Below are 14093 nucleotides of genomic sequence, written 5' to 3' on the forward strand. Positions count from 1 at the left end.
CCAACCCGCGGACGAAAGTCAGATCAACTGATCGTCTCTGAGCTCCACCCCCGGCCCTGTGCAGCTCCAGCCAATCTGACTGCTTTGCACACTCTAAGCAGTTGTTCCCTCTCGCCTTCAGCCTTGACAGGCAACATGAGAGACTAGGGAGAGGAGCGAAGCCCGCAAATCGTTGCTGATGAACCGAAGAAGGTTCAGCAATCCGTCGATGCTCGCGGTAGGAGCCGGCCGGGATGTTATGCACTGCGTATTGCAATGATTCCGAATAGTGATTCCAAGGCTGGAGGGCACGACGAGGCTCTTGCCGCCCATTTGCCTGGCGCTTTAAAGCTGCGGTTCTTCTGGACCGCCGGCATAGTCGCTCGTGTAGCCGATTTGGGAGCGGCTTCGGTGCTTACAAGCGCGCTGACGCCAGCTGCGCGATCTGTGCGCCTATCTCATACCAAGCTTCCCGAGCGGGCATGAATGGGATTTCGACCAGGGCCGATGGCGGCAACGGCAGCTGCGCCTCGTTTTGTTCGCCAAGGATCAGCAAGGCGAGCTCACGGCCGAAGACCGTGCCTGGCGAGATGCCGCGACCATTGTAGCCGCTGAAGCCGACAACATTCCTGCCAAATCTGTGGAAGCGCGGCAGCGCATCCGACGTCATGCCGATCTGTCCGTACCACTCATGGTCGAAGGCAATATTGCCAAGCTGCGGATAGAGCTTCGTCAGTGCCCGTCTGGCCCACGCCTTGTGGATGGCCGTCCCGGTGTTACGCAACGCACCGACACTGCCGAAGACCAGCCGTCCCGACCTGTCCAGCCTGAAAGAAGACAGGATTGTCCTGGTGTCCCAAGCGCCCTCGCGTCCGGGCAGGACGGTTCGCAACAGATCGGCGCCGAGCGGCTGCGTTGCCAGATTGAAGTATGGCAGATGCACCTGCTCGGCACGCGTGCTTCGCCACGGCCCAGTGCCATACGCGTCCGTGGCGACCACTATCCACTCGGCATCGACGGCGCCGCCGGCGGTGCGGACAGTCCACCCATCACCTTTCCGGTCGGCGGCGACGACAGGACTGGATGTATGTATCGTCACGCCGGCTCGGAGACAGGCTTGGGCAAGGCCGCGCGCATAGGCGAGCGGCTGCAGCGTGCCGGCGCGCTCATCGAGCAAGGCGCCGCAATAGGCCGGCGTGCCCAGCCTTACTTTCGTTTGCTCGGCATCGAGAACACGCACCGGCGCCCCGCGCCTTTGCCACTGCGCCTCGCGCTCCTTGATCTCTTTCAGCCCTGCGGGACCGACAGCGCAGTGAAGCGTACCATTTCGCTCCAGCTCGCAGTCGCCATGCCTGTCGATGATATCCATCACCAATGCCGGGCCATCGCCGAGCAGCCCCAGCAGCCGTTCGCCATGGACAGGGCCAAGCGCGGTGATCAGATCGTCCGGCATCAGCCACAAGCCGGCATTGATCAGCCCGACATTGCGGCCGGCGCCGCCAAAGCCGATCTCACGGCTTTCCAGCAACACCACCCGGCGGCCCGCCTCGGCCAGATGAAGGGCGCACGACATCCCCGTATAGCCGCCACCGACGACAACCATGTCGGCCGATACCTCGCCGTCAAGTGCCGCCGTTGCCGGCGCCTGTGGTGCGGTCGCTTCCCATAGGCCATGGGAACGGGGGTTGTTCAGCATTGGTCGGCTCGTCCCCCAAGGCAGGCGCAAGCTGCGGAAATGCGCCGGATCGCTTCCCTCAGCTCCGCTTCGGATGTCGCGTAGGAAATACGGAAGAACGGCGACAGGCCGAAAGCCGCGCCCGGCACGACCGCGACATGAGCGTCTTCGAGCAGATGGTCGCAAAAGTCGGTATCGGTTTCGATCGGCTTGCCGGCAGGCGTCATCTTGCCGATCAGGCCGGCGCAACCGGCAAAGGTGTAGAAGGCACCTTCCGGCACGCGGCAGTCGATTCCTTCGATGGCGTTCAGCCCGGTGACGACGAGATCGCGGCGCTCCCGGAAACTTTCCGTTCTGGCCTTCAGGAAATCCTGCGGACCGGACAGAGCTTCGACCGCTGCCGCCTGGCTGACCGATGACGGGCAAGAGGTCGACTGGCTCTGCACCACCGCCATCGCCTTGATCAATTCGCGCGAGCCGCAGGCATAGCCGATCCGCCAGCCGGTCATGGCGTAGGCCTTCGAAACGCCGTTGACGGTCAGCGTCCGCGCCTTCAGGCGCGGCTCCAGCGCGACAGGCGTGGCGAAACGAAAATCGTCATAGACGATGTGCTCGTACATGTCGTCGACCAGCAAGCGGACATTCGGATGGCGCAGCAGAACCTCGATCAGCGGCCGATAGTCGGCCTCGCTGTAGGCCGCGCCCGACGGGTTGGAAGGCGAGTTCAGGATCAGCCATTTCGTTCTTGGCGTGATCGCCGCCTCGAGCTGGTTCGCGTTCAGCTTGAAGCCGGCTTGCGCGCTGCACGGGACGCAGACCGACTTTCCCTCGGCGATGGCGACGATGTCCAGATAGGACGTCCATGCCGGCGTCGGGATGATGACCTCGTCTCCCGCATCCAGCGTCGCCATCATCGCATTGAACAGAACCTGCTTGGCGCCGGTCGCCACCGTGATTTCGTCAGCGGCATAATCGAGGCCGTTCTCACGCTGGAATTTTTGCCGGATGGCCTGCTTGAGCTCAGGTGTGCCATCGAGCGCCGTGTATTTGGTGTCGCCGCGCTCGATGGCACGGCAGGCTGCCTGCTTCACGTTGTCGGGCGTGTCGAAATCCGGCTCGCCCGCCCCCAGGATGATCACCGGTGCGCCGGCGCGCTTCATCGCCTGGGCGCGGGCGCCGATCTTCAGGATCTGCGAAACCCCGATGGAAGATATTCGCGATGCCGGCACGAAGCCGGCCTCGTCGATCCGTGTGCTGACGTTCATTGCCTGATCCTCACTCGATATCGAAGGAGACGCCTTGGGCGAGCGGCAGCGCCTTGGAGTAGTTGATCGTGTTGGTGGCGCGGCGCATATAGGCCCTCCACGCATCGGAGCCGCTCTCGCGGCCGCCGCCGGTTTCTTTCTCGCCGCCGAACGCCCCGCCGATCTCGGCGCCCGAAGTGCCGATGTTGACATTGGCAATGCCGCAGTCCGAACCCTCGACACTGAGGAAGCGCTCCGATTCCTGCAGGTCGCGCGTGAAGATCGACGACGACAACCCGGCGCCCACCGCATTGTGCTCGTCGAGCACCGCGTCGAAGTCGGTATACTTCATCACATAGAGGATCGGCGCGAAGGTCTCCTCCGTCACCGGCGAGACTTGCCGGGGCATTTCGACCAAGGCCGGATGCACGTAATAGGCTTCCGCATGGCCGTTCTCGACCCGGCTGCCACCGGTCACCTTGCCGCCGTGAGCTGCGGCTTCCTTCAGCGCCTTCTGCATGGCGTCATAGGCCGCCTTGTCGATCAGCGGCCCGACCAGCGAGGATGTCTCCAGCGGGTTGCCGACAGAGACGCTCTCATAGGCCTTCTTCAGGCGCGGCAGCAAAGCATCATAGACGCTGTCATTGACGAACAGGCGGCGCAGTGTCGTGCAGCGCTGGCCGGCCGTGCCCATGGCGCCAAAGGCGATGGCGCGCAGCGCCATGTCGAGATCGGCACTCGGGCAGACAATGCCGGCATTGTTGCCGCCAAGCTCGAGAACGGCGCGGGCAAAGCGCTTGGCCAGACGCGGGCCGACATCGCGGCCCATGCGCGTCGAGCCGGTGGCAGAGACCAGCGGCACCTTCGGATGATCGACCAGGATCTCGCCGACCGCGCGGTCGCCGATCAGCACCGGCGCCAGACCCTCCGGCGCATCCGAACCAAAGCGCTTGACCGCCCGCTTGAAGATGGCCTCGCAGGCCAGCGCCGTCAGTGGTGTCTTCTCCGATGGTTTCCACACCACCGCATCGCCGCAGACCAGCGCAAGCGCTGCGTTCCACGACCACACCGCGACCGGGAAGTTGAAGGCCGAGATGACGCCGACGACGCCAAGCGGATGCCAGGTTTCCATCATGCGATGTCCGGGACGCTCGGTGGCGATGGTCAGGCCGTACAATTGCCGGGAGAGGCCGACGGCGAAATCGCAGATGTCGATCATCTCCTGCACTTCGCCGAGCCCTTCGGACGGGATTTTCCCCACCTCGATGGATACCAACCGGCCAAGCTCGGTCTTGTGGGCGCGCAATTCCTCGCCGAGCAGCCGCACCAGTTCGCCGCGCTTGGGGCCCGGCACCAGCCGCCACGACTGGAACGCCTTGTGCGCGGCATCGATCACCTTGGCCGCATCGGCCGGCGAGATCATCTTCAGCGCCGCGATCTGCTCACCCGTCACCGGGCTCTTCACGATCAGGTCGCCGCCCGTAAGCGCATCCCCCGGAACACCAAGCTTCGCAAGAAGTGCGGCCGTTTCCTTGCCTACATCGATCGATTTATGGGCAATGTTCATCCGACAAACTCCTGTTTTGATTTATCCGAAACACACCGAACCAAGGCGCCCTGGCGACGTCAGTTGCTTCAGGCCAGCGGCAAGGTCCTTGTGCTTTTTCTGCGTGTAGAGATCGTAGTAGGCTTGGTTCGTGCGGCCGACGCCGTGCTCGGCGCTGAAGCTCCCGCCAAACCGGTCGACGGCGATCGAATAGACCCAGTCGCGCAGGCGCCGTTCGAAGTCGCCATCGACGGCACCGGCCCGAGCTTCGTCGACCACCAGATTGAAATGCACGCCGCCGTCGCCGACATGGCCAAAATCGAAAATTGCGACATTGGCAAAATGACGGGGCAACTCGACCTTCATCCAGTCGCAGAACGCCAGCACGTCGGCCCTGCGGAACGACAGGTCGAAGGCCACGAGACGGCCCGCATGCTTGACGCCCTCCGACAAAGCGTGGCGCAGCGCCCACATCTCGTTCGCGGGGCCGACAAAGGCATCGGCGAGCGGCGCGCCGTCCGCTTCCCAGATCTCGGCCAGCACCGCCTCCAGCACGGCATCGAGCGACTGCTCGCCCTCGCGCGGGCCCCAACTACGGGAAATTTCGGCCAGGATGACATAGCCGGGAATGCCGCGATTCTCGAACGGATTGCGCAGCGACGGAACGTGGGCGATCGCTGCAGCGATCGCCTTCCCCGACATGCCTTCGAAGGCCGACAGGTATGATCCCAGACGTTCTTCTATCGCTCGCAGCAAGGGCATGACGGCAGTGCCTGTCCGCGGCACCAGATAGGCTGTTGAAACCTGGGTCGGCAGACGCTCCAGATTGAGCACGCATTCGGTGACAATGCCGAACGTGCCGGATGTTCCGATAAAAAGCTGCTTCCAGTCGACGCCCGTATTGTTCTTGCGCAGCCCCGACAGCAGATCGACCACGGTGCCAGCCTCGTCCGCAAGGACGACCTTCACGCCCAGCGTATTGCGGCGCACGTCGCCATATTTCAGAAACCGCGAGCCGCCGGTGTTGGTTGCCAGCATGCCGCCCACGCGCGGATCGGCGCCCAGGTCGATCGGGAAGAAGAGGCCGCCAGGCGCGAGCCGTTCGTTGATGTCCGACAGTCTGGTTCCAGCGTCGACGCGGATCGAGCGGTTGTCGATATCAAGATCGAAAATCGCTGTCATCCGGTCGAGGCTGAGCACGACCTGCGCTCCACTGGTATCCGGCGTTGAGCCGGAAACCAAGCCGGTGTTGCCCGACTGCGGGATGAGCGCGATATGCTCGCGAACGCAGTAGGCGACGCAAGCGGATATCTCCGCCGTGCCGCGAGGGCGCAGCACCAATGCGGCGCTACCCCGGTCATAGCGCGCGCCATTCTCATAGGCGGCCAAGCTGGCGCAATCCTGGACAACCCCGTCCGCGCCGAGGATTTCGACCAAAGCTGTCTTGTGCCGCTCGCCGATCATGTCGACTGTCTACTCCGCTGCCTGAAAAGCGCGCAGAGCGCGTCGGCAGTCGTCGATTGACGCCTGCTCGATGGCTGCATAGTGCTCGAATTCGTCGAGGACGCTGGCGCCAAGGGCGGCTTCGAAGCGCCGCTGATTGGGACTGGCGACGAAATCCTCAGCCGCCTCGTCGCCCAAATTGGACTGGAAGATGCCGGCGGCACTTACGGGGAGGAAATCCTCGTAGACGATCGGATCGAAACGGACAAAACCTTCCGCCACCAGCAGATCGATATCGTCGGCATAGGCACTGCCGACCTGACGCCCTCGCTCGGTCAGCGAATAGGTAAAATAGCCAAGGCCGTCGGCGCGGATGCCATCCCATGTGTCGGGAAACGACCGGAATGTCTGCGACAACGCCTCGACATAGTCAGCGGCATTCGATCCGTCCGCCGTCGGCCTGACAATCTTGCGGGTGGCGTCGAGCAAGCTGTCGTAGAGCGCCCGACCCTTGGGGGTCAGCGCCACACCGCGCTGCTCGATCTCGCCGAAGCGCGCCGTGTGCGAGCCGGTCGTCCAGGCGCCATCATCTGATTTGAACGAGACCGGCTCGTCCAACGCCTTGAACGATGTCTGCCTGAGCAAGATCGGGCATTGGCGGGTGGGCGGGCCTTCAACGACCGCCTTGGGTTCGATGCCGCGCGCCGGCATTCCCGCCTGCACCGCATCGATATCGAGCGTGCGCGGCGTCAGATGGTTGATGTGCGGGCCCTTGAAGGAGACCACGTCGGCGACAAGCCGATGCTGACGATGCAGCCTCTGATACATGTCAACGCTGACGCAAGCCTGATCGTGCCAGCGAAAGGTCTCGAGGATTTCGGCGACGAAACGATCCGCATCCGCTCGATACAGACCGCCCTGTTTCTCAGCCTTTTCGGTGAGTTCGGCGGCGCTGTCCGTGAAAATCCGACGTGCGGCAAGAATAGTCTCCACTTCCACCCGTAGAGCCTCGTCGCCGATCAGATCAATTCTGAGCAACGAGGTGAAGACGCGAAAAGGATTGCGGCTTAGCGCTTCGGCACCAACCGGACGAAACGCCGTCGAATGGACCGGCACGCCGGCCGTGCTGAGGTCGTAATAACCGACTGGATGCATGCCCATCACCGCGAACACGCGCCGCATCATCGAGAGTTCGGCCGGCGTTCCCAGGCGGATCGCGCCGTGCCGCTCTTCCGAGATGCGGTCGAGCGAATCCGTCGCATCGAGCCACTGGCGTAGTACTGGCATGGCATCCAGCACTCCGGCATTCACCTCGGCGACCAGTTCAATCAGCGTGCCGTAGGTGGGAACCTCGGCCCGGTACATGGCTGACATCGCCGCCGAAAAGGCAGAACGAATGTCATCGGATGCAACGAAAGCAGCATTTTGCACGGTGGGTCTCACTTTTGAGAAAACATGAGATCATTCCGGAACAGAGTGATATAGGAATTCCTCCGGCAAGGATTACGACGATGTCGACTAGGTTGATGCGAGATACGCATGATGTTGAGCAGAAAGTTGATGCCAGACCTGGTTGCAATCCAGGCGTTCGAATGCGCGGCAAGACACGCGAGCTTCACGCGTGCCGGCAGGGAGCTCAACCTTACCCAGAGCGCCGTCAGCCGTCAGGTCAAGGATCTGGAAGTCTATCTCGGCGCGCTGCTGTTCGAACGCATCCGGCAGCGCGTGGTGCTTTCCGACAATGGGCGGCGCTTCCTGCCGGAAGCGCGGAAGCTCCTGCAGCAAGCAGAAGAGACGATGCTGCGCGCAATGTCATGCGCCGACGCCAGATCGAGCCTGAGCATCGCCACCTTGCCGACATTCGGCAGCCGCTGGCTCAGTCCTCGCTTGCCTGATTTCCTGCGCCAGCACCCGGGCGTGGTCCTCAATGTCGGTTCGCGCTCGGCGCCTTTCGACTTCGAGGAAGAGAATTTCGAACTCGCCATCCACTACGGACAGCCGGTTTGGGCGCGCGCCACCTGCACCTATCTCTGCAGCGAGTCGATCCTGCCGGTGGCCGGCGGTGCGCTGCTGGCGTCAGGACCTAACCTGACGCCGGCCGGTTTTCTCAACGAGCCCCTGCTGCATCTGGCAACGCGCCCGAGGCTCTGGTCGCAATGGCTGGAGTTGGCCGGGCTACCCGGCGAGACCGCCTACAGAGGGCACCGCTTCGATCAATTCTCGATGATCATCAAAGCGGCGGTTGCCGGCATGGGTTATGCGCTGCTTCCACGTTACCTGATCGAGCAGGAATTGAAATCCGGCGAACTTCAGGTCGTTCTCGACCTGCCGATGGAAACGGAAAATTGCTATTACGCCGTGCTGCCAGAGGACAGTCCGCCCTCCTCAATTAGCCAGCATTTCGTCTCTTGGCTCATAAGTCAGATTGGACGCCAGGCTTGAGTTTGTGGAACCCTACCGTTCATCTTCCCGGTCGCATGTGCGCTGCGATCGAATGGGTTCAGCTCTAATAGAGCTAGCAGGCCACCGCTTTCCGGCATGGCAATATTTGCCCTGGATAACCGACATACTGAAGGGTTAAGAACGCCCTGGCGTGCATCATGCTTTCATGTATAGGAACCCGCGGGGTACATGCGATGGCTTGGCATTTCGATGTACCGCTAAAGTCGGCGCTGGCGTGACAGCCGTTGCGTACTCGCCCACTATGTCCTCAGGCGCGACCGGCTTACCAACGCCGTCTCTCGGAACGGCAATTTTCCCGCGTGCGCGGACGCCGAGCAGGCCAAGGACAACTGCCAAGGGGACTGCCACGATCGCCGCCCAGAACGCCAGTGACTTGACCCGGTGTGTAGCAGGCATCAGGCCGAAACCAATGTGTCGCGCATTCGACAAACACGACAGTAGGTGTCGGCCTGGCGTTTTCTCAGGAATGGCGACGGGGTTTAACAACGGGGCTGGGAGCCGATCATATGGCGATCGGCTGACGACGGAGCATGCTACAGGCTGGAAGTTGGACTGATATAAGTGCGTCAAATGGATACTTTAGCATGGCGTTCCTAAGACTCGATCCGATCGACCTGAAGATCCTCGACGCCATCCAGCGCGACGGGCGCATCACCAAGCTGGCGCTGGCCGAACAGGTCGGGCTGTCGCCGACGCCGTGCTGGATGCGGCTGCGCAAGCTGGAAAAGGCCGGCATCGTTGCGGGCTATCACGCCAAGATCGCCATGCGCGTCGTCGCGCCAGTCGCCACCGTGCTGATGGAGGTGACGCTGGCCTACCACCGCCAGGCCGATTTCGACCGCTTCGAACGCGTCATCCGCGACATTCCCGAGATCGTCGCCTGCTGGTCGGTGGGCGGCGGCGTCGACTATGTGCTGAAGGTGATGGCACGCGACATCGACGGGTATCAGCGGCTGGTCGACACCTTGCTTGAGCGCGAGATCGGCATCGACCGTTACTTCACCTTCGTTGTCACCAAGACAGTGAAAGACGAGACCGTCTTGCCCTTGGCCGACTTGCTGCCCGCGCAATCATAACGAACCATAGAGATATCCCCTTGTCGCGGCGTACAATACAGAGTCTCTCTCTCTACAGGCAGGCATTCAAACAGCTTCTCTGTCTGCCAATGGCGAATAGTCTTCCCGCATCAGTCCGGACCCGGAGGCCTCAACCATGTCCACGCACTTTGCCCGCACGAACCGCCATGACGCACTCGACCGCCTCCTCGACCGCCGGCTGCTGCGCGAGCTCGCCCATGTCGATGGACAGTGGACGGCGAGCGACACCGCCGAAAGCTTCGAAGTCTCCGATCCGGCCAGCGGCGCCACCGTCGCCTTCGTCGCCGCGCTTGATGCATGCCAGACGACAAAAGCGATCGATGCCGCCGCGCGCGCCTTCCTTGCCTGGCGGACACTGCTCCCGCAGGAGCGCTCGAAAATCCTGCGAAAATGGTTCGAGCTGATCATCGCCGCCAAAGACGACCTCGCTCTGCTGATGACCTTGGAACAGGGCAAGCCATTAAAGGAGTCGCTTGGCGAGATCGACTATGCCGCCTCCTTCGTCGAGTGGTATGCCGAGGAAGCAAAACGCCTCAACGCCGAGAGCGTCACCAGCCATCTGCCCGGGGCCGAGATGATGGTGCGGCGCGAGCCACTCGGCGTCGTCGGCATCGTCACGCCATGGAACTTTCCGTCGGCGATGCTGACCCCCAAAGGCGGCCGCGGCCCTTGCCGCGGGCTGCACCATCGTCGCGCACCCATCCTCGGAAACGCCGTTGTCGGCGCTTGCGCCGTTTGGACGAAAATCACCCCTCAAACAGGGTCCTCATTCCACGAAAAATCACAAGACGCCGCTTATGCGAAGTCGATATTGCCATTCTCGACTAGGCTTCGCGCTGTTGCTAGAAGGGCAACCATCGCGATGGACCTATCTCCGCTATGGCAAGTCCGTGCCCAATCCGCTCGACATCTTTAATGGCGACCGCACTGCGGTGCTTGGCGCATTTCACACAGGGTTGCAGCCTGCCGCGAAGCGCGTCTCGGTCGTGGGCTTTAGGCCGAGCTTGTCAGTGATCTCGAAATCGAGCGGGCGGTTTCTGTTTCGCCATCCTCTCTTTTTGGAATGTGAAATTGATGCCCGAGCAGTCCGCGTGCAGCCGCACGGTCTTGAGCTTTTTGCGATTCATTCCTAACCTGGAGTTGAATTGCCTGAAGGTCCCCATGTCGCCTCGAGCGGGCGCTTGCGAACCATGATCGGGATGTCATCTTAGGGACGATGTTGCCCATCCGCTTGGTTAGGCTGTCGAAAAGAAATTCTCGATCTCCCGATTACATACTTCCGGAGCCCGATATCATGACAAAATACCCAGACGTTGAACCAGGCCTTAAAGACGAAGTCCTTTGGTCCGACAGCCTGACCGCCTACGACAAGGAGCACTTCACGACCTACGTGAGGCTCCTGGATGCAGGCGCCGACGGTGCCAGCTATGAGGAGATGGCGCAGATCATCCTCGGCATCGATCCGGTGCATGAACCGGAGCGCGCGCGGAAAGCCGCGCGAAGCCATCTCGATCGGGCGAACTGGATGGTGACGACCGGTTACAAGGAATTGTTCGCCGGATGAGGGCGAACGGGCCGCGACACGCTCCGCTTGCCAGACATGACCACCGCGTCCGCGACAAGAGCGGTTTGAGGGTCGGGGCTGCGGGATTCGGTTCAAATTCGAAGGCCTAGGTTGGCTTGACCGCCGGAGCAGGCGGAGCTTTGATCCCCGACGGCGCGAGGACGGGCCGGCGGGTCCAAGAGATCTCGGCGCTTAGCGACCATTGGGAGAACTTCGACCGATCGCGGGTGCCAAGCCAACGCCGATCACGGCGGAAAACGCTGTGCCCACTTGCCGTATTCGTTAGGCAGATGCCGCCACTACGCACCGGTCCGCGCCAGCCCATGGGTCGTCAGTGGATATGGCTCGAATTCACTCGCCTGTGAGGTCAGCTCCGTTACGCGCTACCATAGTACAGTTGAGCCCCAGCCGTTGACGCACCACTATGCCGGATGTCAATCGGCCCGCAATCAATTGGGACCCTGAATCGGCTCGCACGGGCAGATCTTGTCGGGAATGTCGATGATCTGCTCGATACGCGGCAGATGCGCGGGCAGTGACCCACGGTTGGCGCGGCGCTTCCTGGCGCGAGCCTCGCGCTTGGCAGTATCGGCGGTGTCCTCCGCGGCGAAGCCTTTGGCCTCGACCTGCTCGGCCTCTTCCAGGCCCAGCAGCAGCTGCTCGACGGGCAGGCTCTCTGCCCTGCGGCCGAAGCGGTGGCGCTGCAGTTCCTTGATGATCTGGCGCAGCCGCTCGTTCTCGGCGCGCTCGCCGCGAGCATCGCCTGAAGCGCGATCGGATCGTTGGTCTGAGGCTCGGCCGGGTTGCTCACAAGTCCGATTCAATCATGCATTCCAATGCTTTGCCACCGCCTCTAGCCTCCCATGGAATCAACTTGCCGCGACCGGCGCGCGCGTCTCGCGGGCGTCATGCACGCGCCGCCAATCCAACCCTTCCAGGAGCGCCTGCAATTGCGCCGCCGACAACCTCACCACGCCATCGGTGATGGCAGGCCAGCAGAACTTCCCGTCCTCCAGACGCTTCGCCAGCAGGCACACGCCGGTACCGTCGAAGTACACCAACTTGACCCGGTCGGCGCGCTTGGCCCTGAAGACGTAGACCGTGCCAGAGAACGGATCGGCGCCCATTGTGTCGCGCACCAGCGCCGCCAAGCCCTCGGCCCCCTTGCGGAAGTCCACCGGCTTCGTCGCGACCATCACCTTGACCACACCCGTCGGCCCGATCACGACGGCGCCTTCAGCGCACGGATCACCGCCGCCACCGTCCTGGCGTCGGCGCCACGACCGACCCGCATGGCGACGCCGTCAATCTCCAGCTCAATCACGCCGGCTTCTCGCACGGCCTTCCGCTTCCGTGTCGATCTCGCGCGCTTCCCCGCAGGTTCGGGCTCCGATGCCGCGACCACTGCTGGAACAAACAACGGCTCCGGTGCCGGCGCATTCTCAAACGGCACCCGCGCGGACCGGCGCCAGGCGAACAACTGCTGCGGGGACAATGCATATCGCCGGGCCACCGCGCTCACGGTCTCGCCAGCATCGTAGCTTTCCGCCACGATCCGCGCCTTCTCCTCCGGCAACCATCCGCGCCGCCGTCCAGAACCCGTGAATATCTCAAGCCGTCGAACCGGCTCCTCGTCCCTGGACTTAAGCGTAAGCTCTGAAATCGTCATGTGTCGAAGCCCTCAAAGGCTCCGAGCATCGTCGCTCACGACAACGCGCGAAAGGTGCCAACGGGACAGCGCTTACCGTTCACATGCTGCGGGCGTTCGATTTCTGACTTCTGACTGCGATGGGGTCCTCGACCGGATCCATGGCGCCAGTCGGGCGGCGGCTCTATCGGGTGTCGCTGAGGTCAAATTGTATGTTGAACCCAAGACGCCGATCGTTCGGACAGGCGATTACCGAGACGTGATTGGCCATGTCGTCGCCGCTTCGCCCAGTCATGCTCTGACCCAGATGATACTTCGGCGTGCCGCCGAGGTAATTGGCTGGTCAGTGACCCCATTTCCAGAACTCGACGAACCGGACTAGCGTGCAGGGCCTTGCCTCGCCGCGCGAGCAGAGGTGACGCTGAGCAATACGTGATGCGCAGAAAATTCCTCGAACCCTACAATGTTACCCAATCAGAAAGTCGCGGTCCCGGGAGCATTCGCGCTGGTCGCGGATTATTTGGATGCTGCTTAGCAGATATCAGTAAGTATCGGTGACGTGGGCGTGGCCGAGGTAGGTGCTAAGCGCGAAGACATGGCGGCCGCGTCGCAATCATGGCGGAATTGCTCCGAAGAACGCACGGCAAAAGTGTGCCAAGGCTCATCTTCCTTTGCTTGAGGCTCCATCTTCTGAGCAACCTTTGCTTCCAGCTGCAGAGACCAAGGACTGGCCACTTCTCACACCACGCTCACACAGTTGAGGGGCCGGAAACACGTCCGGCCCCAAACCTGAAATCTCACGTCGTTCAGGCCGGCAGGGCGCCGGACTTCTTCGCCGTCCAGGTGGCGATGTAGTCCATCAGGCCCGGATTGAGGCAGTCGTAGGGCTCCAGCCCGATTGTCCTCAGCCTGCCGCGAATGCCGTCCATGCGGCTCGGATCGACACCCGATTCGATGATCGAGGACACGAAGGCGGTGAAGCCCGGCGGCGACCAGCCGTCTTCCTCGAAGCGCTCGGGATGGATGAAGGACAGGCCCTTGAACGGATGGTCGCGCTCGACCGGCCCGTGCATGTGGACCCCGCATTGGGTGCAGGCATGACGCTGGATCAGCGCCGAGGGGTCGACCACCTTGAGCTTGTCGCCATTCTCGGTGACGGTGACATCGCCGGTGCCGGCGACCGCCACCACCGAGAATACAGCACCTTCGGGCTTCCAGCATTTGGTGCAGCCGCAGGCGTGGTTGTGGGCGATTTGGCCCTTGACCTTCACCTTGACCGGCTTGCTGGTGCAGGCGCAGACCAGCGTGCCGCCGGCAAAGCTGGCGCTTTCCCTGGGCAGCCCATTGTCGATCTTCGGATGCAGTTTCTCCGCCATTTTTTCTCTCCTCCCATGTTTCACCACAAGGGTCGCCAGCCGGATGGCCGGCGGCGTG

General features: G+C 62.4%; 12 protein-coding genes and 2 pseudogenes. 5 read left to right on the forward strand and 9 right to left on the reverse strand.

The genetic code is table 11. The annotated features are described in order from the left end of the window. Positions 1-394: 394 nt before the first annotated feature. Genes NKH54_RS23710 through hglS form a run of 5 tightly spaced genes read right to left on the reverse strand, consistent with a single transcriptional unit; the run spans position 395 to position 7318 of the window. The gene (locus tag NKH54_RS23710) at positions 395-1675 is read right to left on the reverse strand and encodes an NAD(P)/FAD-dependent oxidoreductase (RefSeq protein ID WP_353029062.1); all 1281 of its coding nucleotides are present in this window, start codon (positions 1673-1675) and stop codon (positions 395-397) included. Then, positions 1669-2919 (reverse strand): pyridoxal phosphate-dependent aminotransferase, encoded by a 1251-nt coding sequence (locus NKH54_RS23715; protein ID WP_353029063.1) that lies wholly within the window; start codon positions 2917-2919, stop codon positions 1669-1671. Before NKH54_RS23715 ends, NKH54_RS23710 begins: the two co-directional genes overlap by 7 nt. Positions 2920-2929: 10 nt before the next feature. Next, positions 2930-4465 (reverse strand): L-piperidine-6-carboxylate dehydrogenase, encoded by a 1536-nt coding sequence (gene amaB, locus NKH54_RS23720; protein WP_353029064.1) that lies wholly within the window; start codon positions 4463-4465, stop codon positions 2930-2932. Between the two features lie 21 nt (positions 4466-4486). Next, the gene (locus NKH54_RS23725) at positions 4487-5908 is read right to left on the reverse strand and encodes an FAD-binding oxidoreductase (protein ID WP_353029065.1); all 1422 of its coding nucleotides are present in this window, start codon (positions 5906-5908) and stop codon (positions 4487-4489) included. A 9-nt stretch (positions 5909-5917) separates the two neighbouring features. Next, positions 5918-7318, reverse strand: a complete 1401-nt coding sequence (gene hglS, locus NKH54_RS23730; RefSeq protein ID WP_353029066.1) for a 2-oxoadipate dioxygenase/decarboxylase HglS — start codon at positions 7316-7318, stop codon at positions 5918-5920. Positions 7319-7426: 108 nt separating this feature from the next. On the opposite strand from hglS, the gene NKH54_RS23735 reads away from it, so the two are divergent. The 4 genes and pseudogenes from NKH54_RS23735 to NKH54_RS23750 all read left to right on the forward strand — a co-directional run bounded on the left by NKH54_RS23735 (position 7427) and on the right by NKH54_RS23750 (position 11011). Continuing rightward, positions 7427-8329 (forward strand): LysR family transcriptional regulator, encoded by a 903-nt coding sequence (locus NKH54_RS23735; RefSeq protein WP_353029067.1) that lies wholly within the window; start codon positions 7427-7429, stop codon positions 8327-8329. Positions 8330-8934: 605 nt separating this feature from the next. Then, positions 8935-9426 carry an Lrp/AsnC family transcriptional regulator gene (locus tag NKH54_RS23740; RefSeq protein ID WP_353029068.1) on the forward strand — a complete coding sequence of 164 codons (492 nt, stop codon included), beginning with the start codon at positions 8935-8937 and terminating at the stop codon, positions 9424-9426. A 136-nt stretch (positions 9427-9562) separates the two neighbouring features. Continuing rightward, positions 9563-10188: pseudogene (locus tag NKH54_RS23745) on the forward strand (aldehyde dehydrogenase family protein); the annotation flags it as partial. A 553-nt stretch (positions 10189-10741) separates the two neighbouring features. Further along, entirely contained in the window at positions 10742-11011 is a 270-nt protein-coding gene (locus tag NKH54_RS23750) for a DNA -binding domain-containing protein (protein ID WP_353029069.1), read from the forward strand. A gap of 473 nt (positions 11012-11484) precedes the next feature. Here the strand turns inward: NKH54_RS23750 and NKH54_RS23755 are convergent. The 3 genes and pseudogenes from NKH54_RS23755 to tnpA form a co-directional block, all read right to left on the reverse strand. Then, positions 11485-11822 (reverse strand): annotated as a pseudogene (locus NKH54_RS23755) (transposase domain-containing protein); the annotation flags it as partial. 58 nt (positions 11823-11880) lie between these two features. After that, entirely contained in the window at positions 11881-12207 is a 327-nt protein-coding gene (tnpB, locus tag NKH54_RS23760) for an IS66 family insertion sequence element accessory protein TnpB (RefSeq protein ID WP_502907569.1), read from the reverse strand. Between the two features lie 26 nt (positions 12208-12233). Then, positions 12234-12680: an IS66-like element accessory protein TnpA gene (gene tnpA, locus NKH54_RS23765; protein ID WP_125007113.1), complete on the reverse strand. Its 447-nt coding sequence runs from the start codon at positions 12678-12680 to the stop codon at positions 12234-12236. On the opposite strand from tnpA, the gene NKH54_RS23770 reads away from it, so the two are divergent. Then, complete coding sequence (locus tag NKH54_RS23770; protein WP_502907566.1) at positions 12679-13041, forward strand: hypothetical protein; 363 nt, start codon at positions 12679-12681, stop codon at positions 13039-13041. The two genes, tnpA and NKH54_RS23770, sit on opposite strands and share 2 nt — an antisense overlap. A 424-nt stretch (positions 13042-13465) precedes the next feature. Here the strand turns inward: NKH54_RS23770 and gfa are convergent, their stop codons facing one another. Further along, entirely contained in the window at positions 13466-14035 is a 570-nt protein-coding gene (gfa, locus tag NKH54_RS23775) for an S-(hydroxymethyl)glutathione synthase (RefSeq protein WP_352549792.1), read from the reverse strand. Positions 14036-14093 lie beyond the last annotated feature (58 nt).

The organism is Mesorhizobium sp. M1004 (assembly GCF_040318795.1).
In the GTDB taxonomy this organism is placed as follows: domain Bacteria; phylum Pseudomonadota; class Alphaproteobacteria; order Rhizobiales; family Rhizobiaceae; genus Mesorhizobium.